25 protein-coding genes are annotated in these 23,775 nt (G+C 69.0%); 16 read left to right on the forward strand and 9 right to left on the reverse strand.

Features of this window, described 5'->3' with window-relative positions:
* The first annotated feature begins 94 nt into the window (after positions 1-94).
* Positions 95-1,411, forward strand: a complete 1,317-nt coding sequence (locus P9849_RS01865) for a glycosyltransferase family 87 protein (protein ID WP_278268048.1) — start codon at positions 95-97, stop codon at positions 1,409-1,411.
* 101 nt (positions 1,412-1,512) lie between these two features.
* Here P9849_RS01865 and P9849_RS01870 read toward each other — a convergent pair whose 3' ends face one another.
* Positions 1,513-3,138 carry an MFS transporter gene (locus P9849_RS01870; protein ID WP_278268049.1) on the reverse strand — a complete coding sequence of 542 codons (1,626 nt, stop codon included), beginning with the start codon at positions 3,136-3,138 and terminating at the stop codon, positions 1,513-1,515.
* 370 nt (positions 3,139-3,508) lie between these two features.
* On the opposite strand from P9849_RS01870, the gene P9849_RS01875 reads away from it, so the two are divergent.
* The 6 genes from P9849_RS01875 to P9849_RS01900 all read left to right on the forward strand — a co-directional run bounded on the left by P9849_RS01875 (position 3,509) and on the right by P9849_RS01900 (position 6,347).
* The gene (locus tag P9849_RS01875) at positions 3,509-3,988 is read left to right on the forward strand and encodes an Asp23/Gls24 family envelope stress response protein (RefSeq protein ID WP_278268050.1); all 480 of its coding nucleotides are present in this window, start codon (positions 3,509-3,511) and stop codon (positions 3,986-3,988) included.
* Positions 3,985-4,176, forward strand: a complete 192-nt coding sequence (locus P9849_RS01880; protein ID WP_066217277.1) for a DUF2273 domain-containing protein — start codon at positions 3,985-3,987, stop codon at positions 4,174-4,176. The genes P9849_RS01875 and P9849_RS01880 overlap by 4 nt, the downstream gene beginning before the upstream one ends.
* On the forward strand, positions 4,173-4,565 hold the full coding sequence (locus tag P9849_RS01885; RefSeq protein WP_278268051.1) for a hypothetical protein: 393 nt from the start codon (positions 4,173-4,175) through the stop codon (positions 4,563-4,565). The genes P9849_RS01880 and P9849_RS01885 overlap by 4 nt, the downstream gene beginning before the upstream one ends.
* 6 nt (positions 4,566-4,571) lie before the next feature.
* On the forward strand, positions 4,572-5,177 hold the full coding sequence (locus tag P9849_RS01890; RefSeq protein ID WP_278268052.1) for a DUF6286 domain-containing protein: 606 nt from the start codon (positions 4,572-4,574) through the stop codon (positions 5,175-5,177).
* Complete coding sequence (locus P9849_RS01895) at positions 5,174-5,779, forward strand: hypothetical protein (protein ID WP_278268053.1); 606 nt, start codon at positions 5,174-5,176, stop codon at positions 5,777-5,779. Before P9849_RS01890 ends, P9849_RS01895 begins: the two co-directional genes overlap by 4 nt.
* Before the next feature lie 211 nt (positions 5,780-5,990).
* Complete coding sequence (locus tag P9849_RS01900) at positions 5,991-6,347, forward strand: hypothetical protein (RefSeq protein ID WP_278268054.1); 357 nt, start codon at positions 5,991-5,993, stop codon at positions 6,345-6,347.
* Positions 6,348-6,455: 108 nt separating this feature from the next.
* On the opposite strand, the gene P9849_RS01905 is transcribed toward P9849_RS01900, so the two are convergent.
* A complete protein-coding gene (locus tag P9849_RS01905) occupies positions 6,456-8,081 on the reverse strand; it encodes a glycoside hydrolase family 13 protein (RefSeq protein ID WP_278269065.1) in 1,626 nt (541 codons plus the stop codon).
* A 235-nt stretch (positions 8,082-8,316) separates the two neighbouring features.
* Here P9849_RS01905 and P9849_RS01910 point away from each other — a divergent pair, with 235 nt between their 5' ends.
* From P9849_RS01910 to P9849_RS01930, 5 genes are all read left to right on the forward strand, one after another.
* Positions 8,317-9,606 (forward strand): ABC transporter substrate-binding protein, encoded by a 1,290-nt coding sequence (locus tag P9849_RS01910; RefSeq protein WP_278268055.1) that lies wholly within the window; start codon positions 8,317-8,319, stop codon positions 9,604-9,606.
* A 91-nt stretch (positions 9,607-9,697) separates the two neighbouring features.
* On the forward strand, positions 9,698-10,726 hold the full coding sequence (locus tag P9849_RS01915; protein WP_278268056.1) for a sugar ABC transporter permease: 1,029 nt from the start codon (positions 9,698-9,700) through the stop codon (positions 10,724-10,726).
* A gap of 1 nt (position 10,727) precedes the next feature.
* Positions 10,728-11,600: a carbohydrate ABC transporter permease gene (locus tag P9849_RS01920; protein ID WP_278268057.1), complete on the forward strand. Its 873-nt coding sequence runs from the start codon at positions 10,728-10,730 to the stop codon at positions 11,598-11,600.
* On the forward strand, positions 11,597-11,929 hold the full coding sequence (locus tag P9849_RS01925; protein ID WP_278269191.1) for a hypothetical protein: 333 nt from the start codon (positions 11,597-11,599) through the stop codon (positions 11,927-11,929). Before P9849_RS01920 ends, P9849_RS01925 begins: the two co-directional genes overlap by 4 nt.
* A gap of 82 nt (positions 11,930-12,011) precedes the next feature.
* Positions 12,012-13,055 carry a LacI family DNA-binding transcriptional regulator gene (locus P9849_RS01930; RefSeq protein WP_278268058.1) on the forward strand — a complete coding sequence of 348 codons (1,044 nt, stop codon included), beginning with the start codon at positions 12,012-12,014 and terminating at the stop codon, positions 13,053-13,055.
* Between the two features lie 64 nt (positions 13,056-13,119).
* Here P9849_RS01930 and P9849_RS01935 read toward each other — a convergent pair whose 3' ends face one another.
* On the reverse strand, positions 13,120-14,010 hold the full coding sequence (locus tag P9849_RS01935) for a hypothetical protein (RefSeq protein ID WP_278268059.1): 891 nt from the start codon (positions 14,008-14,010) through the stop codon (positions 13,120-13,122).
* Between the two features lie 29 nt (positions 14,011-14,039).
* Complete coding sequence (locus P9849_RS01940) at positions 14,040-14,846, reverse strand: exodeoxyribonuclease III (protein WP_278268060.1); 807 nt, start codon at positions 14,844-14,846, stop codon at positions 14,040-14,042.
* Between the two features lie 90 nt (positions 14,847-14,936).
* Between P9849_RS01940 and P9849_RS01945 the strand changes: the two genes are divergently transcribed.
* Positions 14,937-16,073 (forward strand): NADH:flavin oxidoreductase/NADH oxidase, encoded by a 1,137-nt coding sequence (locus P9849_RS01945; RefSeq protein ID WP_278268061.1) that lies wholly within the window; start codon positions 14,937-14,939, stop codon positions 16,071-16,073.
* A gap of 171 nt (positions 16,074-16,244) precedes the next feature.
* Here the strand turns inward: P9849_RS01945 and P9849_RS01950 are convergent, their stop codons facing one another.
* From P9849_RS01950 to P9849_RS01965, 4 genes are all read right to left on the reverse strand, one after another.
* Positions 16,245-17,336 (reverse strand): VanZ family protein, encoded by a 1,092-nt coding sequence (locus tag P9849_RS01950; protein ID WP_278268062.1) that lies wholly within the window; start codon positions 17,334-17,336, stop codon positions 16,245-16,247.
* Between the two features lie 103 nt (positions 17,337-17,439).
* A complete protein-coding gene (locus P9849_RS01955) occupies positions 17,440-17,961 on the reverse strand; it encodes a hypothetical protein (protein ID WP_278268063.1) in 522 nt (173 codons plus the stop codon).
* Complete coding sequence (locus P9849_RS01960) at positions 17,958-18,578, reverse strand: response regulator transcription factor (protein ID WP_278268064.1); 621 nt, start codon at positions 18,576-18,578, stop codon at positions 17,958-17,960. Before P9849_RS01960 ends, P9849_RS01955 begins: the two co-directional genes overlap by 4 nt.
* Positions 18,575-19,735 (reverse strand): sensor histidine kinase, encoded by a 1,161-nt coding sequence (locus P9849_RS01965; RefSeq protein ID WP_278268065.1) that lies wholly within the window; start codon positions 19,733-19,735, stop codon positions 18,575-18,577. The genes P9849_RS01960 and P9849_RS01965 overlap by 4 nt, the downstream gene beginning before the upstream one ends.
* 255 nt (positions 19,736-19,990) lie before the next feature.
* On the opposite strand from P9849_RS01965, the gene P9849_RS01970 reads away from it, so the two are divergent.
* Together P9849_RS01970 and P9849_RS01975 are read left to right on the forward strand one after the other, a co-directional pair.
* Positions 19,991-20,584, forward strand: a complete 594-nt coding sequence (locus tag P9849_RS01970; protein WP_278268066.1) for a heme-binding protein — start codon at positions 19,991-19,993, stop codon at positions 20,582-20,584.
* Positions 20,585-20,592: 8 nt separating this feature from the next.
* On the forward strand, positions 20,593-21,375 hold the full coding sequence (locus tag P9849_RS01975; RefSeq protein ID WP_278269066.1) for an ankyrin repeat domain-containing protein: 783 nt from the start codon (positions 20,593-20,595) through the stop codon (positions 21,373-21,375).
* Between the two features lie 130 nt (positions 21,376-21,505).
* On the opposite strand, the gene P9849_RS01980 is transcribed toward P9849_RS01975, so the two are convergent.
* Positions 21,506-22,522 (reverse strand): LacI family DNA-binding transcriptional regulator, encoded by a 1,017-nt coding sequence (locus P9849_RS01980; protein ID WP_278268067.1) that lies wholly within the window; start codon positions 22,520-22,522, stop codon positions 21,506-21,508.
* A 157-nt stretch (positions 22,523-22,679) separates the two neighbouring features.
* On the opposite strand from P9849_RS01980, the gene P9849_RS01985 reads away from it, so the two are divergent.
* On the forward strand, positions 22,680-23,753 hold the full coding sequence (locus tag P9849_RS01985) for a C45 family peptidase (protein WP_278268068.1): 1,074 nt from the start codon (positions 22,680-22,682) through the stop codon (positions 23,751-23,753).
* Positions 23,754-23,775 lie beyond the last annotated feature (22 nt).

The following is a 23,775-nucleotide window of genomic DNA, read 5'->3' on the forward strand; positions in this document are numbered from 1 at the left end:
AGTGCTCCCTACGATGCCGTTCCGACGCCCATTCCGAGCGTTTCAGGCATCGTATGGAGCAGTCGATGAGAGAGGTGGATGGAAGAATGGCCGGGTGAACAGCTCGGAACCAGTGCTTCGCCGTGAACAGCCCCTCGACCGTCCCTCGTCGGCGTTGCAGGACACGCCGTGGAATCGCTGGCTGGGGCTGAGCTCTCCGCGACGCCTGATGATCGCCGCTGTGGTCGTCCACGCCCTGGTCGTGCTGTTCGCCATCGTGTATTCGTGGCGGGGAAGCGCACTCGGCGACATCGCCATCTATCGTGGCTGGGCGGCGTCGGGATTCGTGCCCGTGGCGCCCGCGGACGGCCCGGCGCCGACGGTCTACCCCATCCTCGCGACGCTCCCGATGGCGCTGGCGCAGGTCCTGGGCGAGCGGTGGTTCTTCGCGGTCTGGGCGGTGGTCGTCGCCGTGCTGAACATCCTCGGGCTGGCGGCCCTGACACGGCGGAGCAACACGACGGCGGGCGTCGCCGCCGGCTGGTGGTGGCTCCTCTTCACCGGGGTCATGGGCGTGCTGGCCTTCTCCCGGATCGATGGGGTGACGGCCCCGCTGGTCCTGATGGCACTGGCTTTCGGCCTCTCATCGCCGGGGGCGTCCACCGCCCTGCTGGCCGTCGGCGCGTGGATCAAGGTCTGGCCCGTCGCGGTCGTCACGGCGCTGCTGATCGCGGTGCGCCGCCGAGCGACGGTGCTCGCGGCGGGCGTCGCCGTGTCGCTGGGCGCCGGGCTGCTCGCCGTCGTGCTGAACTGGGGACCTCATGTCCTGGATTTCCTCGGTTTCCAGGGGAACCGTGGGATGCAGGCCGAGGCGACGTTCAGTCTGCCGTGGATGTGGCTCGCCGCACTGGGTCTGAACGGAACCCGGGCCGTGCAGAACGTCGCGATCGGCTCGCTCGAGGTCCAGGGGCCCGGCACGGAAGTGATGGCGGGCCTGATGCAGCCATTGCTCGTGGTCGCGGTGGGGGCCGTGGCGGCGCTCGCGCTCGCGGGACTCCGGACGGTGGCCCGGCGCGACGGCGACCGCACGGCGTTGATGCTGTGGACGGCGCTCTCGCTCACTGCCGTGCTCATCGTCTTCAACAAGGTGGGATCGCCCCAGTTCGTGCTGTGGCTCGGACCTGTGGTGGCGGCGGGGCTGGCGCACGACTGGATCGCGTGGCGTCGGGCGGCCTGGCTGGTGATGGCGACCGCCGCCGTGACCCTGCTGGTGTTCCCGGTCCTCTTCCAGGCCATCGTCCATGCCCAGGTTCATGCGGTCCTGGTCCTGACCGTCCGCGATCTCCTGCTGCTCGCGGTTCTCGTCCTCGGAGTCTCCCGGCTCGTCCGGATCGCCCGGGGTCCGGCGCGGGAGCCGCTCACCCAGCCCTGACACCGCCTCGTTAAACACATCGACTGCTCCCTACGATGCCGTTTCCACCCCTTTTCCGGGTGTTTCTGGCATCGTAGGGAGCAGTCGATCAGAGCCGTGGGCTACTTCCCGGCGCCGGCCAGGGGGCGGTCCTCGAAGGGGAGGGAGTCCAGATCCAGCAGCGGGTTCTCCTCCTGGGTGGCCACGAGTTCGCGGGCCTCCTCTTCGGTCGCGACGCTCGGCATGGAGCCGGGCAGCGGGCGACGTGCCGATTCCGGCAGGAAGTAGATCGCGATGGCGCCGATCACCGAGGTGGCCATGAGGTAGTAGGCCGGCATCATGTCGTTGCCCGTGGCCTCGATCAGAGCCGCCACGATGAACGGGGTGGTGCCGCCGAAGAGTGCCATGGAGAAGTTGTAGGCGATGCCCATGCCGCCGTAACGGCTCGACGTCGGGAACAGGGCCGGGAGCGCCGACGCCAGGTTCGCCACGTAGAACGTCACGGGGAACGCGACCAGCGCGAGGCCCAGCAGGGTCGACCAGATTTCGCCGATTCCGATGATCATGAAGGCAGGGATCGAGAGCACGATGGTGCTGCCGGCGCCGACCCAGAGCACGGGGCGGCGGCCGACCCGGTCGGACAGACGCCCGGTCAGCGGGATGCAGGCCGCCATGACCACGAGAACCGGGATGGTCAGCAATGTGCCGTGAACGGCGTCGTATCCCATGGGACCCGTCAGGTAGGTCGGCATGTAGGACGTCAGGGCGTAGCCGACGGTGTTGGCAGCTGCAGCGAGGATCATCGCGAGGATGATCTGGCGCCAGTAGGTCTTCACCAGGGTGATGGGGCCCGTGTTGGTGGTGGGATCCTTCTCCGTGGCGCTGCTGACCTTGGCCTCCTGGGCATCCAGGGTGGCCTGGAACTGCGGGGATTCCTCGATCTTGCTCCGGAAGTACACCGCTACCGCACCCAGCGGACCGGCGAGCAGGAACGGGATGCGCCAGCCCCAGGCCTCCATGTCGGCGGGGCTCAGGGTGAGCTGAAGGACGGATACGAGGGCGGCACCGGCGGCGAAGCCCAGGTAAGAGCCCATGTCCAGGAAGCTGGCGAAGAAACCGCGCTTCTTGTCCGGGGCGTACTCGGACACGAAGGTGGTGGCGCCGGCGTACTCACCGCCGGTGGAGAATCCCTGCACCAGCTTCAGCGTGACCAGCAAGGCCGCAGCCCAACCGCCGATCTGCGCATAACCGGGAAGAAGCCCGATGGCGAAGGTGCTGGCGGCCATCATGGTGAGCGTCGCGGCGAGCACGCGCTGGCGTCCCACCTTGTCACCCAGCCAGCCGCAGACGATGCCGCCCAGCGGGCGGGCGACGAACGTGACCGCGAAGGTGCCCAGCATGAAGAGGGTACGGATGGCGGGGTCGGCGTCAGGAAGGAACACCGGACCCATGACCGTCACGAGATAGCCGAACACGCCGACGTCGTACCATTCCATGGTGTTGCCGACGATCGTGCCGCCGATGGCCTTCTTCAGCATCGGCTTGTTGACGACGTTGACGTCGGAGACCTTCAGCCGGTAGCTGGGAAGACGGAACTTGCGGGCGGGCCCCCCAGGGCGCCTCGGTGCGGCAGCGGGGACGACGGTGTCGGTGCCGCCGGCGAAGGCCGAGCGGGCGCCGCGGGCGTCCTCGATGGGTCGGTCACCAGGGGCCGTCACGGTCTTCTGTGAGTCTGGGTCTATGGGCATTTGGGCTTCTCCTTGAGGGAGGTCATTTGCTTGCGACTTGCACTTCTGTGCGGGGTCCTGCCCCGCGATGACGTTCAAGTTTAGTCCCGTTGACGCAATTTGATGGAATCGGAGGCGCTCAAGACGCCTTCTGTGATGCGGTATGACTGCCGGAGAAACCCTGGAATTCCGCGGTTTTTCCACGCTCCTGAAGAAATCCTGGGAGCCTCGTCACACGGTGCCGGAAACACCCGTTCCGCGGCCGCTCCGGCAGGGTGGGCTCCCCACGTTGTCTCCCTCCCGTACTAGCGCCTAGTACGCTCCCCGAACTCGCTTCGCTCGCCCGGGGCCCCTCGCGTACTAGGCTTGGGGCCAAGGGAAAGGGAGCACAGTGGACTCTGAATTCGAGCAGCACACAGCAGGCGGACGGACCGTGATCTCTGATTCAGCGGTGGCCAAGGTCGCCGGGCTCGCGGCACGCGCCGTCGCGGGTGTCCATGCCCTCGGCACCGGAAGCACGCCCCGCGCGCTGGGCGCCATCCGAGACGCCGTCGGCAATCCGGATCACGTCCCCGGCGTGCGCGCCGAGGTCGGTGAGACCCAGGTGGCGGTGGACCTCACCCTGGTGGCCGAGTTCGGCTACCGCTTCCACGACATCGCCAATGCCGTCCGCGCCGCCGTCTATCAGGCGGTCGAAGACCTTGTCGGCATGGACGTGATCGAGGTGAACATCGAGATCAACGATGTCCAGCTGCCCGGCGCCAAGCAGGAGAACCGCACCGCCCGTGGCTCAGCCGCCCCGACCCCGCAGGAGCTTGCGCAGGGGACCGGGCCGGACGCCGTCGTCGTCGAAGGAAAGCGAGTCCCATGAACCACACCCTGAGCGGTATCGCCATCGGAGCCTTCCTGGCCTTCATGTCCTTCCAGTTCGGCTGGTGGGGCTTCCTGGTCTCCCTCATCTTCATGGCCGTCGGCGCCATCCTGGGCCGCGCGGCCGAAGGCCGGATCGACCTCCGCCGGGTTCTGGACGCCCTGACGGGACGGCGCTCCTCCTCATGACCGACGCCGCCGTGGCACCGGCAGGGACCCCCGCACCGCAGGAGCGCGTCCTGGCCGGCCACAACCGATTCAGCACGCAGGCGCTCACCAGCCTGGCGAAAGCGGCCTGCGCCGAAGCCCTGGACGTCCCGGCACAGGACGTGCGCGTCGAATGGCGCGACGACGACGGCCTCCTCGCCTTGAGCGTCGTGAGCCCCGTGAGCATCCCCGGGCTGGGCGACGTGGTCAGGGATGCCTCGGTGCTGGCCGGCGGCAGTGTCTGGGACCGCGCCGTCAACGCCAAGTCGGCCATCCGGGCACGGGTGATGCAATTGAGCGGCTCCGAGCTGAGCCGCGTGGACGTCCGGATCTCCGGCGTGGTGCTCCGCACCGCGGGAAGGGTCAGGTGAGCGAGCGTGTCCACTGAACCGCTGTCCGCCGAAGAGGAACGCCGCTTCCTCGACGAGGTCACCCGCCGGGAGCTCACGCCGTCGCGGTCCGTCGCGGCCCTCCTGGCCGGGATCCTCGTCATCCTACTGTGCGTCTACCTCATGCTGGAGTCCGTGCTGGCGCTGTTCCGCCTGCCGGGCTGGCTGATCGATCCCGACCTCGCCCTCGACTGGATTGCGAGTCTCCCGGCCGGCGGGCCCGCCCCGGTCCTCGCCCTCGGCGGCGCCGTGCTGGCGATGGTCGGCCTGTTCTTCCTGCTCGTGGCCGTGTTCCCGGGCCGCCGGGCCCGGCACAGCATGCCCCATCCCGCGCTCGCGGTGGTGGTGGACGACGAAGTGGTGGCGTCCGCCCTGGCGCGGCGTGCCCGGCTCGCGGCGAATGTCTCCTCGGCCCAGGTCATGGTGACGGTGGCCCAGTCCCAGGTGGTCGTGAACGTCCGCCCCACCTCGGGACTGCGGGTGACGCCGGAGGCCGTGGAACGGGCGGTCACGGACGAACTCGGAAACATGGGCCTGGAACCGCGGCCCGGTGTCACGGTCAACATCGCGAGCACGGGAGTGGTGGGCGCATGAACGGCACACCGAGAAGGATCAACCGTTTCTTCACCGGGCTGGTGGGACTGCTGCTCCTGGCTGCCGGAGTCTTCCTGATGGTGGTCTCCGCCGTCCCCGCGGTGGCACAGGCGTGGCACTCCGCGGCGAAGGACTGGGTGGTGTGGTTCCATCGCAGTTACGAATCCACGCCGCTGCTCGCCAGCAGCTGGATCTACCTGGTGGCGGTCGCCGTGCTGCTGGTGATCGCACTTCTTGCGGTCCGCTGGATCTCGGTTCAGGGCCAGGGCCGGGTCAGTCTCCTGGTGGACCGTGCCGACGATTCCCCGACGCCGGGTGACGTCACCATCAGCGGCAATGTCGCCGAGCAGATGCTCCGCGCCGCGCTCGCGGGCCGCAGCGATCTGCTGGGCCTGTCAGTGGGAACGTATCAGTACCGCGGCGTCACGGGTCTCCGTGTCCGGCTCTACCCCCGCAAGGGAGCGTCGCCGCAGAAGCTGGTCCGGGAGGTCGGCGTGCTCCTGCAGGGGCTGGATGCCGCCATCGGCCAGCACACCCCGGTGCTGCTGCACCTGGGGACGGGGACCCGGGCTCTGTTCACTCGCGAGGAACGGGTGCTCTGAGTTTTTCGGCGGGTGCGGTACCTCGGGATGTGGTTCTTTGGCGGCGCGTCAGTGTGTCTCAGGAAGACGTCGCCCCGCCGGTGACCCTGTCAGATGCCGTATCGGCCTTGCTCCCGGGCGGTCCGCCGTCTAGCTTGAAGGTGGAGTCAGCCTGACACCGGGCAAGCAGCCGACCAGCGCTTGCACACCCACCGAGCATGCAGGAGTCATCATGAGTGAGAACATTCCGGGCGCCGAGGAAGTCAACAACGCGGCGGACAACGCAGGCGAAGCAGTGAAGAACGCGGCCGACACCGCCGCCGAGAACGCACCCGAGGGCACCCGCGAATTCGTGGACGGCGCCGTCGAGAACGTCAAGAACTTCACGGAAGATGCTGTGGGGAACGTCAAGGAATTCGCCGGCGACGCCACCGAGAACGTCAAGGAGTTCGCGGGCGAGGCCGTCGAAAACGTGAAGGAGTTCGCGGGCGACGCCGCCGAGAACGTCAAGGAATTCGCCGGGGACGCGGTGGAGAACGCCAAGGGTCTCGGCGCCAAGATCGCCGGCTTCTTCAAGGGCGACAAGTAAGAGTCACCGCCTGAAGCAGCACACCACGAAGGGCGGGTGCCGGATTGCTCCGGCGCCCGCCCCTCGTCATGTGGCCCGTCGTCGTCGTGCGCGGCGGGCGGTCCTCCCTCAGCTCGTGCTGGGGACCAGGTACACGGTGGTGTCCGACGGCACCTTGTCCTCGACCGGGCCGCTGGCGAGTGCCAGGGAGAATCCGGCAGGCAGCGCGACGGGGGAGTCGCCCATGTTGGTCAGCACCAGCACGCCCTTGTTCAAGAACGCCACGACGCCGTTCGCCGGGTCGTGCAGGGCGGACCAGACGTGGGCTCCCCGGCCGAGTTCATGCCGGCGGCGGAAGGCCAGTGCCGCGCGGTAGAGCTCGAGTGTGGAGCCGTCGACGCCGTGCTGGACGTCCGCGGCGTGCTGCGCGAAGGACTCGGGCTGGGGGAGCCAGGGCTGGGCGCCGTCTTGCGGCCCGTTCAGGCTGAAGCCGTATCCGGGGGCGTCCGCGGTCCACGGGAGGGGGACGCGGCAGCCGTCACGGCCTCGCTCCTCACCGTGGGTGCGGAAGAAGGACGGGTCCTGACGCGCCTCGGCCGGGAGGGTGGTGTGCTCCGGCAGACCCAGCTCCTCACCCTGGTAGAGGTACGCGGAACCCGGCAGGGCCAGTTCCACGAGGGTGGCGGCGCGGGCGCGCGCGAGGCCGAGAGCGGCGTCGGGCTGCTCGTCCTCGGCCGCGATGCCCTTGGGGAACGTGGTGGGATCGCTCAGGCCGAAACGGCTGGGGTGCCGCACGGTGTCGTGGTTGCTCAGCACCCAGGTGACAGGCGCCCCGACGGCGGCCACGGCCTCGATCGAGGCGTCGATCGAGGTGGCCAGGCGCTCGGCGTCCCAGCCGGCCAGGAGGAAGTCGAAGTTGAAGGCCTGCTGCATCTCATCGGGCCGGACATAACGGGCCAGCCGTTCGGCGGGCTCCACCCAGGCCTCGGCCACGAGCATCCGGTCGCCCGGGTATTCGGCGAGGAGGCGGTGCCAGTCGCGGTAGATCTCGTGCACGCCGTCCTGGTCGAAGAAGGGCGCCTTGGAGAGGTCCTGGCCACTGCCGGTGCCCTTCTCCTGGGTGGCTTCGCCTTCGGTGATCGAGCCTTCCACCATGGCGGCGGCGCCTTCCCAGTCCGGGAGCCCCTTGGCCTTGATCATGCCGTGGGCCACGTCCACCCGGAAGCCGTCCACGCCCTTGTCCAGCCAGAATCGGAGGACTGAACGCATCTCTTCGCGGACCTCTTCGTTATCCCAATTGAGATCAGGCTGCTTGGTGTCGAAGAGGTGGAGGTACCACTCGCCGGGGGTTCCGTCCGCGTTCGTGGTCCGGGTCCAGGCCGGTCCGCCGAAAATGGAATTCCAGTTGTTGGGCTCGATCTCACCGTTCTCGCCCTTGCCGGGACGGAACATGTAGCGGGCGCGCTCCGGGGAGCCGGGGCCTGCGGCGAGGGCCTCCTGGAACCAGACGTGCTCGTCCGAGGTGTGGTTGGGCACGAGGTCCACGATCACCTTCAGGCCCAGCTCATGGGCCTTGTCGAGCATGGCGTCGAAGTCCTCGTTGCTGCCGAAGAGCGGGTCGACCACACGGTAGTCGGCCACGTCGTAGCCCGCGTCCGCCTGCGGCGACTTGTAGAAGGGGCTCAGCCAGACGGCGTCGACCCCCAGCTCGGCCAGGTAAGGGAGCTGCTGTGAGACCCCCGGGATGTCTCCCATGCCATCGCCATTCCCATCGGCGAACGAGCGCGGATAGACCTGGTATACCACTGCGTCGGACCACCAGGTGCCGTGGCGTGCCTCGTGGGATTCGGGTGCGGTCTGCGGCACGGGAGAACCTTCCTAACGATTCTATGTAAACGCTTGCATCGGACGATGGAAGCTTACTAATGTGATCTACGCAACATCAACCCGACTGGGAAGACGTGCTTCGCTCACTGAGGAGTCATCTGCAATGAAACCACGTAAATTCCTTGTGCCGGCCGCAGCGGTCGCTGTTCTGGCTGTAACCCTCACCGCCTGTGGCGGCGGGAGTGGGTCTGGCAACGGAGGAGGCGGCAGCGACGCCGCATCACAGGGCCTCGACGGACGCGGCCCCATCACCTTCGTGACCGGCAAGGACAACTCGAACGTCTGGCGTCCCACGATCGACCGCTGGAACTCCGCGCACCCGGACCAGAAGGTCACGCTCAAGGAACAGACCGACAACGCTGACCAGCAGCACGACGACCTGGTCCAGCACTTCCAGGCCAACGACGCCAATTACGACGTCGTGACCGTGGACGTCGTCTGGTCCGCGGAATTCGCTGCCAAGGGCTGGCTCCAGCCGCTCAAGGACAAGATGGCGGTGGACACCGCCAAGCTGCTGCCCGCCACGGTCAAGGCAGCCACCTACAACGGCACCCTCTACGCCGTGCCGAACTCCTCGGACGGCGGCCTCCTGTACTACCGCAAGGACCTGGTCCCCACGCCTCCGAAGACGTGGGACGAGATGATGTCCATGTGCTCGATCGCGAAGCAGCACAACATGAGCTGCTACGCCGGTCAGTACCAGAAGTACGAAGGCCTGACGGTGAACGCGGCCGAGGCCATCAACACCTTCGGCGGCAAGATCGTCGATGACCAGGGCAAGGCCACCGTGAACTCGCCGGAGGCCAAGGCCGGTCTCTCCAAGCTCGTGGACGCCTACAAGAGCGGCAACATCCCGAAGGAAGGCATCACCTACCAGGAGGAACAGGGCCGCCAGGCGTTCGAGGACGGCAAGCTCCTCTTCCTGCGCAACTGGCCGTACGTCTACAACCTCGCCAAGAGCGATGGCGCCTCCAAGGTGAAGGACACCTTCGGCGTCGCACCGCTCCCGGGCAAGGACGGCCCCGGCGCCTCCTCGCTGGGCGGCCACAGCGCGGCCATCAGCGTGTACTCCAAGAACAAGGCCACCGCGCATGACTTCGCGACCTTCCTGATCCAGGACGAGCAGCAGAAGTTCTTCGCCACCCAGGGTTCCCTGGCCCCGGTGAGCTCCGAGCTGTACAAGGACCCGGCCATCGTGGCCAAGCTCCCGTACATGCCGACGCTGCTGACCTCGATCCAGAACGCGGTCCCGCGTCCGGTGACCCCCTTCTACCCGGCAGTCACCAAGGCGGTTCAGGACAACTCCTACGCCGCCCTGAAGGGTGAGAAGACCGTCGACCAGGCACTGAGCGACATGCAAGCCGCCATCGACGCGGCCAGCGCGTCCAAGTAGCCGACCAGGTGGGGGCCCGTCCACGGGCGGGCCCCCACCATCGCCCCGTGCGCGGGGCCATCGACCAGGGGAACACCACAGAGGAGTCACCATGTCCACAGATGCCCCCTCGCAGACGCGGGGCACCACCACCGGCGGCGGCGCGGGGAAAGGGTCCAAAGGCGGACCCGGCCTGGCCGGCGCGGAAAGCGCCGACCGGCGCGAAGTGACGCAGGGCCGCTGGGCCTACACGCTGCTCACGCCCACCTTGATCCTGCTGGCCGTGGTGATCGTCTACCCGATCATCAACGCCATCATCATGTCCTTCCAGAAGGACGCCGGCCTCGATCCGGCCACCGGCTTCTTCGTCCAGGGCGGCTTCGCCGGGGCCGACAACTACGTCCACTGGCTCCTGCAGCAGTGCAACGGCCAGGCCTGCCCTCCCGGCACCCTCGGTTCCCAGTTCTGGAACGCGATGGGCACCACCTTCTTCTTCACCATCATCACGGTGATCCTGGAGACCATCCTCGGTTTCTGGATGGCCGTCATCATGGCGCGCGCCTTCAAGGGCCGCAGCCTCATCCGCGCCGCCGTCCTCGTCCCGTGGGCCATCCCCACCGCCGTCACGGCCAAGCTGTTCTTCTTCATGTTCGCCTTCGACGGCATCATCAATCAGCTCTTCGGCACGCAGATCCTCTGGACCGGTTCAGAAGGGCCCGCCCGCTGGGCCATCATCATCTCCGACGTCTGGAAGACCACCCCGTTCATGGCGCTGCTGATCCTGGCCGGTCTCCAGCTCATCCCGGATGAGGTCTACGAGGCCGCGAAGGTGGACGGCGCCAGCGCCTGGCAGCGTTTCACCCAGATCACTCTTCCCCTGGTCCGGCCGGCCCTGATGGTCGCCATCCTGTTCCGCACCCTCGACGTGCTGCGCATGTACGACCTGCCCGCCATCATGACGGGCGGCGCCAACAACACCACCACGCTCTCCATCCTGGTGGTGCAGCAGGTCCGGCAGGGCCTCAACGGGGCGTCCGCGCTGTCCACCATCACCTTCCTGGTGATCTTCCTGGTGGCATTCATCTTTGTCCGCTTCCTCGGCGCCAACGCCGTGGAGTCCGCCGCACCGAAGAAGAAGTGACATGAGCAACGCAGTCAGCACCGCCTCCGCAACCACGCGCCGTCGTGCCTTCAGCTGGGCGCCCGCGCGCACGTACCTCCAGGCCGCCGTCATCCTCGTCTGGTGTCTCGCGCCCTTCTACTGGATGATCGTCACGGCCTTCCGCGATGTGGGCTTCACCTTCGATCCCACGCCGTTCTTCACCCACGTCACCTTCGACAACTTCCGGACCGTGTTCGACGAGAGCCTGGGCAATCACTTCGCCCAGAACCTCCTGAACAGCCTGATCGTCGCGGGCATCACCACCGTGATCTCCCTGGTGGTCGGCGTGTTCGCGGCCTACGCCCTGGCCCGCCTGAAGTTCCGTTTCAAGGAACTGGTCCTCGGGTTCATCCTGGGTGCGTCGATGTTCCCGGCCGTCGCCCTGATCACCCCGCTGTTCCAGTTCTTCACCGGGATCGGCTGGATGGGCACCTACCAGGCGCTGATCATCCCGAGCATCTCCTTCTCCCTGCCGCTCGCGGTCTACACCCTCACGTCCTTCTTCCGTGAGATGCCGTGGGAGCTGGAGGAGGCGGCCCGGATCGACGGCTGCACGCAGGGCCAGGCCTTCCGGAAGGTCATCCTTCCGCTGGCGGCGCCCGCGACGTTCACCACCGCGATCCTGACCTTCATCGGCGCGTGGAACGAGTTCCTGATCGCCAGCCAGCTCTCGGTGGATTCCACCAAGACCGTCACCGTGGCCATCGCCTCCTTCGCCGGCGCCCAGCCGCACCAGGAGCCGTACACGGCCGTCATGGCCGCCGGCACGGTGGTCACCATCCCGCTGGTCATCCTGGTGCTCGTGTTCCAGCGCAAGATCGTCGCCGGTCTGACCGCGGGCGCGGTCAAGTGAGCAAGCAGCAGTCCTCCGCGGACGACGACGGCCGGCGGGCCGCCGTCGCCCGCGGACGGACCGTGGGCGGCTGGGAAGGACCGGCGCAGGAGGAGCCGGAACGGAAGCCCAGCCGTCGCCTCCTCCGCAGCGCCGAGGATCTGGACATCGTCCTGGGGATGCTGGGGTTCTGGACCCTGGTCCTCTTCGGCACCACGGTCTGGATGGAGCTCACGGGACAGCCGGCCCTCGGCTGGGCCCTGGGGCTGCTCGCGGCCGTGCTCGCCGTCTGGGGGCTCATCAGGCTCCGGAGGCGGCTGCCGTCCCGAGCCATGGGCCGTCGCAACTGAGCGTCGGGCGTCATCGACTGTGACGTGACATGGCACGCGTGGTTCAATTCATGATTCGGGGAACCTGAGGAGTGTGACTTGCATGGCTGCGCGTGCCGCCCGTGGCGGGCATCATGGCGTGAGCATCGAGGATGTGGCCGCGGCGGCCGGCGTCTCGACGGCGACCGTCTCCCGGGCAGTCCGAGGCCTCCCGCGCGTGTCCGAACAGACCCGTCAGCGCATCCTGGACGTCGCCTCCGAGCTCGGATACGTCGCTTCGTCCGCGGCCTCCGGCCTGGCGACCGGCCGCACCCGCACCATCGGCGTCCTGGCGCCGTACGTGGACCGCTGGTTCTTCTACAAGGCGCTGGAAGGCGTGGAGCGCGAACTCCACGAGCAGGGCTACAATCTGTCCCTGTTCAGCCTCGACAGCCGCTCCGGGGAACGGCAGCGGACCTTCAGCAAGACGATGGTCGCCAAGCACATCGACGCCCTCCTGGTGCTCTGCATGGCGCTGTCCATGGACGAGATCCAGGAACTCCGCCGGCTCGACATCCCGCTGGTCGCGGTGGGCGGGCCGGTGGAGGGCTGCTCCAGCATCGGCATCAACGACGTGGAAGCGGCGGCCCTCGCCACCCGCCATCTGCTGGACCTCGGGCACCGCGACATCGGGGTCCTGCACGGCCAGGACGATGACGAGGACCTCAATTTCCAGGTCCCCGAGCTCCGCGTGAACGGCTTCCACGAAGAGCTCGCCCGTGCCGGGGTCGAGGACCACCCGGAATGGGAGGTGCGGGGGAACTTCACCCTCGCGAGCGGCGCCGAGGCGTTCGACGAGCTCTGGAACCGGCCCGGCCCCAAGCCGACGGCGCTCATGTGCGCCTCCGATGAGATGGCCATGGGTGTGATCCTGCAGGCGCAGCGCCGGGGGCTGCGGGTGCCGGAGGACCTCTCGGTGATCGGGATCGACGACCACGAGTTCTCCCCGGTCATGGGGCTGAGCACGGTGGCCCAGGACCCGGTGGCGCAGGCCCGGCTCGGGACGCGGATGCTGCTCGACGAGCTGGCCGGCAAGGCGGGGTCCGTCCACGATGTGCACGCGGACTTCGAACTGAAGAGCCGGACGTCGACGGCGCCGCTGACTTAGCTCTCTTACTCGGCGCGGGTCCGGCACGGGTCAGCTGGCGCGGGGCAGGTTCAGCTGGCGCGGCTCAGCTGGCGCGGCCGAGGTGCCGCAGCGGCACCCAGCGCGTGATGAGGCGCTGATACGCGGCCGCCGCGCCCGTCATATCGCCTTCCGCGAGGCATTCGATGCCCATGCGGACGTCGCTGGGGGAGTCGTCCGGGTACACCCGGTCCGCGAGGGCGCCGTAGTCCAGTTCCAGGACACTGCTGGTGTGGAAGCGCTCCAGCCAGGCGACGACGCGGGTCATCTCGTCCAGGAAATCCAGCTCCGGGGCGCCGAGGGACAGAGCGGCCACGAGGGTGCGGGAGCGCGAGATCGCCTCCGTCACCGGCGTGTAGAGGCGCAGGGTGGCGATGCTGCCGTCCCGGTTGTTGATCATCTCCTGGCGGTCCGTCTCGTGGAAGAAGATGAACCACGCGAACGGAACACCCCAGGTGGCGGTGCGGGTGAACAGCAGATCCGAGTCGATCAGACCGGAGTCCACCAGGGTCTTGAGCCGTTCCTGATGCCGTTCGGTGGCGTCCACGGGGACGATCCGTTCCAGGCTCTCCGAACTCGACCCGTCCGCCAGCTCCTCCGCGGCCAGTGCGGAACGGAGCACCGTCTGGTTCGGGCAGTACAGCAGAGAACCCCGCTCGCTGGGATCGGCGAGGGCGCGCGAGAGCTCGGCGCGGCTGCCCGGGTACGGGTCGTTGGGCTTCCGCAGGAGGCGGTGAAGGGTGCTGCGCAGCTCGCGGCGCTCGACGTCGTCGCGTATCTGCCGCAGCTCTGAGGCACTCAGGATGGCGCGCTCGGTCAGATCACCGTACTGCGCGACGATGGCCCGCCGCTGCGGGGCGCCGAAGGCGTCGAGCGGCTGGTAGACGCGCAGGGCGGAGATGTAGGGGAACCCCATGGGGGAGTCGTAGAAGGTCATCGGCTTCCCGGCCGCGCGCTGGGCATGGCTCAGTCCGCGAGTTCGACGATCACGGGGGCGTGGTCGCTGGCGCCCTTGCCCTTGCGCTCCTCACGGTCGATCACGGCGCCGGTCACGCGGGAGGCGAGGGCCGGGGACGCCATGACGAAGTCGATGCGCATGCCCTCCTTCTTCGGGAAGCGGAGCTGCTTGTAATCCCAGTAGGTGTAGACGCCGGGGCCCGGGTTGAGCGGACGCACGACATCCGCGAAGGAGGCCTCTTCGAAGGCGTGGAAGGCGGCGCGCTCCGGAGCGGAGACGTGCGTGAGGCCCTCCTCGATGAAGAAATCGATGTCCCAGACGTCGTCATCCTGGGGCGCGATGTTCCAGTCGCCCATGAGCGCGATCTGGGCGGCGGGGTCGGTGTCCAGCCAGGCCTCCGCGTTCGCTTTCAGGGTGTCCAGCCACTCGAGTTTGTACGGCATGTGCTCGTCATCCAGGGCACGGCCGTTGGGCACGTACAGGCTCCACACGCGGACGCCGTTGCACGTGGCGCCGATGGCACGGGCCTCCTGCTCCGGGTTCACCCCGCCCTTGCCGAACGTCGGCTGACCGGGGAACGTGCGCTCCACGTCCTCCAGTCCCACGCGGGAGGCGATGGCCACACCGTTCCACTGGCTGAACCCGAAATGCGCCACCTCATAGTCCATGCGCTCGAAAAGCTCCCAGGGGAAGTTCTCGTCCTTGCACTTGGTCTCCTGAATGGCCAGGACATCGCAGTCGCTGCGTTCCAGCCAGGCCTCCACACGGTCGGCGCGGGCACGGAGGGAATTGACGTTCCAGGTGGCGATCTTCACGCTCCCAAGCTATCAAAGCGGACTGACAGTTTGGTGACCCGCGGCGTCACCATCGGAATACGATCCGGACGCCTGGGGTTGCCCATCATCGTGAGCCAACTTTTCAGTGAAGCAGTCCTGTCAGCCCCGTCCGGCCAGCTCACGCTGCGCAACCGGACCTTCCTCGCCCCCATGTGCATGTACTCCGTGGAGGCGCGCGACGGCGTGCCGACCGCCTGGCATCAGGCGCACCTGGGCGCCCGCGCCGCCGGCGGCTTCGGCATGGTGATCACCGAGGCCACGGCCGTGGTGCCGGAGGGACGGATCTCCCCGGAGGACCTCGGCCTGTGGAACGACGAGCAGGTGGAGGCCTTCAAGCCCATCACCGCGTTCATCAAGAGCCAGGGCGCCGCGGCCGGCGTGCAGCTGGCGCATGCCGGCGGCAAGGCCTCCACGTACGGCTGGCTGCCCCGCTGGGTGGACCAGGGCCTGACCGGGTCGGTCCCGGTGGCCGACGGCGGCTGGGTCACGGTCGCGCCATCCGTCACCTCGATCCACGGCCTGGCCGAGTCGCATGAGCTGACCGTCGAGGAGATCCAGGAGTCCGTGGCGTCCTGGGCCGCGGCCGCCCGCCGCGCCGATGACGCCGGCTTCGACTTCATCCAGATCCACGCCGCCCACGGCTACCTGGTGCACCAGTTCCTGTCTCCGCTGAGCAACACGCGCACGGACTCCTACGGCGGCTCCTACGAAGGCCGGACCCGGTACCTGCGGGAGGTCGTGGCCGCGGTGCGTGAGGTCTGGCCGGCCGACAAGCCGCTGGGTGTGCGCTTCTCCGGTTCCGACTGGGTGGAGGGCGGCTGGACCATCGAGGAGACCGCCCGTCTCGCGGTGGAGCTCCGGGCCGAGGGTGTCACCGTCTTCGACCTGTCCAGCGGCGGCATCGGCGCGTACCACGGCCCCACCGGCCCGGGGTATCAGATCGCGCTGGCGGCCCAGGTGAAGAAGGCCCTGGCCGCGGATGCTCAGGAGCGTGGCGCGGAGAACGACGCCTTCGTCAGCGCCGTCGGCATGATCAACGAGGCGCAGCAGGCCGAGCAGGTCCTGGTGAACGGCCAGGCGGACGGCGTCTCGATCGCCCGCGCCGCCCTCAAGGAGCCGAACTGGCCCGCGCTGGCGGCCCGCTCCCTTGGCGAACCACTCGACAAGACCCCGTTCGCACCGCAGTACTGGCGCGCACACTGGTGAGATGAGTCCCGCGGGGCGCACCCGCCTTCCTCGGGTCTGGCCCGGTTGAATTCGTCCGTGCCCGCCCGGACCCGCTGAAACAGTGGATTCCCGTCGAAACAGTGTGTTTTGCACGCGGTTTCGGCGGGAATCCACTGTTTCGGGGTGGGTGCAGGACCCGGGAATTCCTGTTCAGCCCGGAGGGACCGAGGCCTGCACCGGCGTCGTCTCCCGTGCGTCCCGGACCTGCTGGCCCGACACCAGGCCCGGCAGGCCGCGGCCCTTCGCGCTGAACACCAGGGTTCCGAGGGACACGAGGACGAAGAGGGAACCCACCCAGCCGAGTTCCTCCGGAAGGAAACCGAGCAGCGCGTAGCCGCCGATGCCTCCGAGCAGACGCAGCGGCCGAGCGAGCGGTCGGGGGAGGGGGCCGCCGTCGTACTGGAGCTGGACCGCGTGATCGCCGACGGTGCGGCCGCTGACCAACGTGACCACCAGCCACAGCAGGAAGGCGACGCCGGTGCCGACCAGCGCGGAGTAGTCGTCCCGGTTGAGGGCCTCACGGTCGTTGAGGACGAACAGCAGGAATGCGCGGATGCCCACCGTGATGGCGACGCTGAGCAGGGTGAACGCGAGCCAGTCGCACAGCATGGCGAGGAAGCGCCGCGGTTTGGTGACCCGGCGCGCGACGGCGGCGGCCGGGGCAACGTGGCGGCGTCGCCCGAAGAACGGCAGCGCGAGGAACGAGCCGAGCAGCGCGCCGAGGGTGTTGGCCATCAGGTCGTCGACGTCGAACACCCGGTAGGCGCACGGGTAGATGCCCCAGACGCCGGTCAGCTGCGTGAACTCCACGAAGGCGGACACGGCCAGCCCGGTGACGGTGGAGATCAGGAAGCCCCGGGAACCGAGTGCCCGGACGAAGAAGCCGAGCGGGGCGAAGAGCAGGACGTTGAACGCGACTTGGAGGACCGCGGTGTCGGTGAGGGCGGCCCGCGGACCGGCGCCCGAGCGGGCGAGGGATTCCCGGATGTCCGCGATGAAGTGGAACGGTTCGAGATTGACGCCCGCACACCGCACCGTCTCCGGATCCGGCAAGGGCAGGAGGGTGTACGTCCAGATCGCCCAGAAGTACACGACCGCCGCCGCCCAGAGCAGCCCCCGGCCGAAGGTCAGGCTGCCGCGCCGCCGATAGCTGACCGCCACGAACGGCACGAACAACAGCACCCCGGTCACCAGCCCGAGCCCGATGGCGATGATCCCCGACATGAGTTGCTGATCTCCCATGCCCCGAGTATGTCATCGGCCGCGCGGCTCATCGGGGCCGGAAGCCGAGGACGTGGCAAGACTCACGCGCCGAGCCTCCGGCGTGTGCCCTGAACGGGTTCTGTCAGTCCAGCCAGTCGTCCGGCTCGAAGTCCTCGTCGACCCCTCCGCCGGACTCGAGCACATTTTCGATGACCTCGCGCACGACGTCGAGGGCCTCCCGCAGCGCGCCGGGATCGCTCAGCGTCTCGGCCCACTTCCGGTCGAAGGTGGCCGACGCCGTGCGCACCACCTTCCGGGCCGCCTCCGCCGCGTCAGGGGAGGCGAGGAGCGGCACCGCCCTCGGGGCCGCAGGTTCGAACGGCGTGGAGGGCGCGTCCCTCACGTGAACCGCCCGATCCGTCACGAGAAACCCGACGCTCTCCTGCCGCCGGGCGAACAGGCTCTTGGCGTGGAGCCCCGCGAACAGCAGGGGAGTCTCGCCCAGCAGCACGGCATCGCCGCCCAGGTCCTCGGCGGCCGCCGCGAACACCTCGTCCTGGTCGTCCAGAGGATGACCGGCCAGCCCGGGGGCGAACAGCAGGAACCGCACGGAGCCTTGTCTGCGGGACACGAGCTCCGCGACCTCGGCCGCCGGCACCGTCATCGCATCCCCTCGCGCCGCAGCGCCTTCGCGATGGCAGCGGCCCGGGAGTCCACGCCGAGCTTCGCGTAGATGTGCGCCAGGTGCGTCTTGACGGTCGCCTCGGAGATGAAGAGCTTCCGCCCGAGTTCCTTGTTGGAGAGGCCCTGGGTGAGCAGCGTCAGCAGTTCGGCCTCCCGGGGTGTCAGCGCCTCGTCGGGGTTCCGCATCTGCTGGAAGAGGCGGCTCGCGACGGGTGCGCTCATGTGGCTCTGCCCCCGGGACGCGCCCCGCACTGCCGCGAAGATCTCGTCCGGGGCGGCGTCCTTGAGGATATACCCCATGGCTCCGGCATCGACGGCACGCACGATGTCCGCGTCCGAATCGTAGGTGGTGAACACGAGGACGGCCTGTGCGGGACGTTCGGTGCGGAGTCTCCGGATCGCCTCGATGCCGTCGATGCCCGCGCCCATCGCCAGGTCCATGAGCACCACGTCCGGCGCCTGCTCGAGCGCCGTCGCCACACCGTCCTCGCCCGAAGAGGCTTCGGCGACCACCTCGATGTCCGGCTGGGTGCTGAGCAGCGCTCGCAGACCGCTCCGCACCACCAGATGGTCATCCACCAGCAGCACCGTGATCATGCCGTTCCTCCTTCCACCGCACCGGCGTCACCGGTCGGGATCTCCACGCCGATCACCGTGCCCTCGCCCGGAGCGGACTCCACCGCGAAGGTGCCGCCGAGCTGTTCGACCCGCTGTCGCATGGCACGCAGTCCGTACCCGCCGCCGGGCCCCGGCTCTGCGGCGGCCGTGGGCCGGAAGCCCACGCCGTCGTCGTAGACATCCAGTGTGACGGACCCCGGCAGAAAGCCGAGGGTGACGCTCGCCGCCTGGGCGGAGGCATGCCGCTCGACGTTGGCCGCGGCACTCTGGGCGATCCGCACGACGGCGTGCCGCACCTCGGGCGGCAGGGCCCGCGGGGTGCCGGTCACGTTGATCCGCATTCCCGGGACATGGCGCCGGACCGCGGCGGCCAGGGCGTCTTCCAGCGGCAGATCGGGTTCCGGGGCCGTCGCGAGATTGTGGACCAGTCCCCGGGTCTCGGCGAGGTTCACCCTGAGCTGTTCGGTGGCCTGACGGACCTCGGGGCTCAGCCCTTCCGTGCGGTCCGCCGCCTCCAGGAGCAGCACGGTGCTGGCGAGGCCCTGCGTCACGGTGTCGTGGATCTCGCGGGCCACGCGTTCCCGCTCCGCGAGCGTGCCGGCGGCCCGTTCCGCGGCGGCGGTCTGGGCCTGCGCGGTGCGCAGCTCCGCATTGAGCTGGGCCTGGCGGGACAGGGCGTCCTCCAGACGGTCGTAGACGAGCGTCAGGACGAGCGCCGCGGCGGCCGGGCCGAGGAGGGCCGCCACGTCCGTGTACCCACTGAGTTTGAACAGGCCGACGGACGTGCTCAGCGCGGTCAGCCCGGTCGCCAGCGCGGCGGCCCTTCCGGACACCGCGGACCGGCCGACGAAGAACACCGCGAACGCACACCAGGCGAAGCTCGGGGCGAGAATGACCAGTGCTGCCCAGACCGCCACGAGGATCCACAGGACCACGGGGCGGGCGGGCCCGCGCAGCCGGACCGCCGCCGCGTACAGCACGCAGAGCGCCGCGGCCAGCACCAGGACGAGGAGGTTCTCATCCGGTCCATGCCGCAGCACGTAACGGATCAGTGAGGCGGTCAGGAGCACCGTGAACCCACAGTGGACCGCCACGCCGAGATAGCGCTCGCGGCCTGCCGGGGGTGCGGTGATCATGGGGCCACTCTACGAGACGGGGCCGACAGGAAAAGCGCGTCTCATCCTTTTGGCTGAGGCCGCCACCCGAAGGCATGAGGAACCCCTGCTGGAACTGCCGATGTGGCCGGAACCGCGTCTCGGAAGGATGGATGTCAGGAGCTCACGGACCCGTCAGGAAGGCCGGGGAGACCCGGCACGCCGGGGTCCGTGGGCTCGCGCAGTGACCACCGAGTCCGATCCAGGCACGATCCATTCCCGAAGGGCAGGCACATCATGGCCATCAGCAAGAGCAACATCAAGGTCCTCTCCGCAGCGGCGGCGGCGCTCCTCCTGACCGGCGGCGTCACCGCGGCCGCCAATGCCGGGCAGGCGTCTCAGCCTGCGGCCGCGCCCGCCGCGGAGACCGCCAAGCGTCTTCCCACGGCGGACATCCCGGCCGGCGAGGGCACCACGGTCTCGCAGAACCGGATCTCCGCGACCGCCTCCGCCAAGGCCGTCCAGGCCGCTCTGGCAAAGTGCGTGGGGGACAAGCTCCCGTTCGTCTCCGTCACGGTCGTGGACCGTTTCGGCACCGTCCAGGCGGTCCTCCGTGGCGACAACGCCGCGCAGCACACCCTCGAGGCCTCGAAGCAGAAGGCCTACACCGCGGCGGCCTTCGGCGCCCCCACGAGTGAGCTGGCCGGACGGATCAGCGGCAACGGCAAGCCCTCCATCGCCGATCTGCCCGGCACCCTGTTCCTGGCCGGCGGCGTCCCGCTCAAGGTCAACGGCGTGTCCGTGGCGGGCATCGGCGTCGGCGGCGCGCCCGACGGCGCCCTGGACGAGGCGTGCGCCACGGCCGGCGCCGAGGCGATCCTGGGCCGCTAGGAGCGATGATGGAGGCCATGCCGACGCGTGGCGCAGTGCTGAAGGGGAGCCTGGCGGTCCTTGCCGCCGGGCTCCTCGCCGCCTGCGCGCCCGGTTCCGCTCCGGGTTCCGCTCAGCCGGGACCAGCTCAGCCGTCCGACGACGGCGCCGCACCCTCCGCGCGGACCTCGCCGCCGGCGTCGTCCCCGGCACAGCGCGGCTCACCCGCCGCGGAAAGCGGCAGCACGCCGTCGCCCACCGGACTGGACCCCCGGGCGCGAGCCGCCGCCCGGGCCCGCCTGACCGAGGCACAAAGGGCCCGGCTGGATCAGGACCTCATCCGCGCCGCGAAGCGGAACGACCCCGCCGAGGTGAAGCGGCTCATCGAGCAGGGCGGCGACGTCAACGCCAAGGATTCGATCCAGGATTCCGCCTTCCTCTACGCCGGGGCGGAAGGGTTCAACGACGTCCTGCGGCTCACGCTGGCAGCGGGCGCGGACGTGCGGAGCACCAACCGTTTCGGCGGGACCGCGCTCATCCCGGCTTGCGAGCACGGACACGTCGAGACGATCCGGATCCTGATCGCGGCCGGAGTTCCCGTGAACCACGTGAACCGTCTCGGCTGGACCGGGATGCAGGAGGCGATCCTCCTGAACGCCGGCGGCCCCCGCCAGCAGGAGGCGGTCCGGCTGCTCCTGGCCGCGGGTGCGGACCCCGGCATCCGGGACCCGCAGGGCCGCACGGCGCTCGACAACGCCCGACGGATGGGCTTCACGGAGATCGTGCGGATCCTCGAATCGCATCGTCCCTGACAGCGCCCCTCCAACGACCCCCGCCGCCGGATCGCCTGCCTCTCATCCACTGCTCCGTACGATGCCGGAATCCCCGGAATTCCGGGCGGAATGGCATCGTGTGGAGCAGTCGATCAGAGGGGATGGGGACCTACTCCTTCCTCGTCGACGCGCGCGGGCGAAGCCTGGCCCGCGTGAGGCGGGGACCCACGGTCTCGCCGGTCTTGAGCAGTTCCTGCAGCATGTCCAGGAGCAGGTCCGCGGTGCCGGCGGGGTTGAGTTCGAAGGCCGTGATGGCGGGGCGGCTCGAGCGGGCGTGCTCGGAATCCGACGCGGCGGCGATCATCACGTCGCCCGGCACGGTCAGCCCGGCCGCCAGGATCTCCTGCTGCACCCCCGCCGCGTGCCGCCCGGTCATGCAGAACACGGCCTCGGGGACGCCGTCCGCGAGAATGCGCAGCCCGGCGTCGCGGCCGCCGTCGAGCCCGGAGCGCTCCGACTGTTCGTAGACCCGTGGCGTGACCCCGTGGCGCTCGCACCACGCCAGGTACTCCTGGAGGAAGTCTGCGTTCCAGGCGTTCCGGTCCGTTCCGGAGACGAGCACCACCTCGCGGGCTCCTGCTGCTTCGAAGTGCGCAAGGATCTGCCGGGCGGCGAGGGGGTCGTCCTCCGAGGACCAGCGCGTGAAGTCCGGCTTGTCCAGGAGCTTGCCGTAGCAGACGTAGGGGATGCCGCGCCGGTCCAGGAGGTCGATCACGGGGTCCTGGGCATTGGGGCTCATGATGACGTACCCGTCCATCGAGAACGCCAGCGGCGGCACAGGACTGCGGGTCAGGTCCGGCACGAGCGTGAGACTGAGCCCGCGGGCCAGCGCCCGCGAGGACAGGATCCCCGCGAAGCGCTCGAACACGTCGACGCCGGCCGGGGTGTAATCGCCCAGGGCGTCCAGGGAGCGCATCACGAGGCCGATCGCGCCGATGCTGCCCTGGCGCATTCCGCGGGCGAAGGCGTCCGCCTGGTAGCCGAGTTCGTCCGCGGCCGCCTTCACCCGGGCCCGGGTCTCCTCGCTGATGGTCCCTTTGCCGTTCAGCGAGTGCGAGACGGCGGTGATGGACACCCCCGCGCGGCGCGCCACATCCCGGATCGTCGCTCCTTTGCCAAGCGCCACGGACCCTCCTGAAGTCGTTGTCACCCCCATTTCACCAGGGACGGAACCGCCCGCACACGGGTCGCGGAGGCCATGTGGAAAACCATCATTGCATAAAACGTTTTACTTTCCTAATGTGATCTGCACCTCAGAAAACGCCCCCACGAAGGAACCCCTCATGAAGCTCTTCACCGCCACTTCCACCACGCAGGACCCGGCTGTCCGCGGCCGTGAACTCGGGCTGGAATTCGGCGACCGTTTCGAGGACGTGGCCGGTCTGTACCTCGAGCACTTCGCGGCGCTGAAGATCCCTGCGGAGACCGTCCGGCGTATCGCCGAGACGAGCCACGCGGCACTGGCCGACTGGGCTCCGGGCCTGGCCGCGGAGGCGGAGGCCATCGCCGCGGCCGCCGGCCTCGAACTCTGGCAGCTCGCCGCCGTCGGCGCCCGCACCGAGATCCTTGCGGCCGCGCCGCCTCGTGCCGAGGGTGAATGCTCCACCGCGGTCCTCACCGGCGAGGACCGCGCCCCGGAGACCCTGCAGACGTGGGACTGGCACGAATTCCTGGTGCCGGACGGGCTGCTGCTGGACCTGACCAGCCCGGCCGGCCGCAGGGTCAAGCTGTTCACCGAGTTCGGCACCGCAGCGAAGATCGGGGTCAACGACGCCGGGCTCGGCCTGCACTTCAACATCCTGTCCCACCGCAGCGACTCCGATCAGGGCGGTGTTCCGGTCCACGCGATCGCCCGCCGCATCCTGGAGGAGGCCGCGACCTTGGAGGAGGCGCAAGACATCGCGGCGAGCGCCACTGTCAGCGCCTCCACCGTCTTCACCGTCTTCGACTTCCACGACGGCGACTCCCGCGCCGTGAGCCTCGAACTCGCCCCGGCAGGCCTCGGCGTCGTCCGGCCTGGCGAGGACGGCTGGCTCTTCCACACCAACCACTTCCTCGATCACGACCTCTTCCAGGGCGACACCATGCCCGCCGACTCCTCCACGGCCGAGCGCTATCAGCACCTCGACGCCGTCCGGGGAACCCTCGCAGGCCTGGCACCCGTCGAGCGCGCCCGCGCAGCCTGCGGAGGCGAAGGGTCCGCCGCTCCCATCTGCATGTCCCCGGACACCGCCAAGCCCGTCATCGATCAGTGGGGCACCCTGCTGACGATCGGCGTCGACGTCGAGCACTTCGCTCTCGACTACTTCGCAGGCCGCCCGGACGAAGCCGCCGTTCACGGCCTTGCGCGCTTCTGACCTCCCCTCCCTCCCCGCTCCA

It is taken from the genome of Arthrobacter sp. Y-9 (assembly GCF_029690065.1).
Classification (GTDB): Bacteria; Actinomycetota; Actinomycetes; order Actinomycetales; family Micrococcaceae; genus Arthrobacter_E.

Excerpts from the sequence above, each read along its gene's own strand:
- P9849_RS01970 (WP_278268066.1), top strand. The coding sequence starts at position 19,991 with ATGGCCATCAGCAAGAGCAACATCAAGGTCCTCTCCGCAGCGGCGGCG.
- P9849_RS01880 (WP_066217277.1), top strand. The coding sequence starts at position 3,985 with ATGAACCACACCCTGAGCGGTATCGCCATCGGAGCCTTCCTGGCCTTC.
- P9849_RS01965 (WP_278268065.1), bottom strand. The coding sequence starts at position 19,735 with ATGATCACCGCACCCCCGGCAGGCCGCGAGCGCTATCTCGGCGTGGCG.
- P9849_RS01960 (WP_278268064.1), bottom strand. The coding sequence starts at position 18,578 with ATGATCACGGTGCTGCTGGTGGATGACCATCTGGTGGTGCGGAGCGGT.
- P9849_RS01885 (WP_278268051.1), top strand. The coding sequence starts at position 4,173 with ATGACCGACGCCGCCGTGGCACCGGCAGGGACCCCCGCACCGCAGGAG.
- P9849_RS01900 (WP_278268054.1), top strand. The coding sequence starts at position 5,991 with ATGAGTGAGAACATTCCGGGCGCCGAGGAAGTCAACAACGCGGCGGAC.
- P9849_RS01920 (WP_278268057.1), top strand. The coding sequence starts at position 10,728 with ATGAGCAACGCAGTCAGCACCGCCTCCGCAACCACGCGCCGTCGTGCC.
- P9849_RS01955 (WP_278268063.1), bottom strand. The coding sequence starts at position 17,961 with ATGACGGTGCCGGCGGCCGAGGTCGCGGAGCTCGTGTCCCGCAGACAA.
- P9849_RS01870 (WP_278268049.1), bottom strand. The coding sequence starts at position 3,138 with ATGCCCATAGACCCAGACTCACAGAAGACCGTGACGGCCCCTGGTGAC.
- P9849_RS01950 (WP_278268062.1), bottom strand. The coding sequence starts at position 17,336 with ATGGGAGATCAGCAACTCATGTCGGGGATCATCGCCATCGGGCTCGGG.
- P9849_RS01935 (WP_278268059.1), bottom strand. The coding sequence starts at position 14,010 with ATGACCTTCTACGACTCCCCCATGGGGTTCCCCTACATCTCCGCCCTG.
- P9849_RS01915 (WP_278268056.1), top strand. The coding sequence starts at position 9,698 with ATGTCCACAGATGCCCCCTCGCAGACGCGGGGCACCACCACCGGCGGC.
- P9849_RS01930 (WP_278268058.1), top strand. The coding sequence starts at position 12,012 with ATGGCTGCGCGTGCCGCCCGTGGCGGGCATCATGGCGTGAGCATCGAG.
- P9849_RS01905 (WP_278269065.1), bottom strand. The coding sequence starts at position 8,081 with ATGGGAGACATCCCGGGGGTCTCACAGCAGCTCCCTTACCTGGCCGAG.
- P9849_RS01985 (WP_278268068.1), top strand. The coding sequence starts at position 22,680 with ATGAAGCTCTTCACCGCCACTTCCACCACGCAGGACCCGGCTGTCCGC.
- P9849_RS01910 (WP_278268055.1), top strand. The coding sequence starts at position 8,317 with ATGAAACCACGTAAATTCCTTGTGCCGGCCGCAGCGGTCGCTGTTCTG.
- P9849_RS01895 (WP_278268053.1), top strand. The coding sequence starts at position 5,174 with ATGAACGGCACACCGAGAAGGATCAACCGTTTCTTCACCGGGCTGGTG.
- P9849_RS01975 (WP_278269066.1), top strand. The coding sequence starts at position 20,593 with ATGGAGGCCATGCCGACGCGTGGCGCAGTGCTGAAGGGGAGCCTGGCG.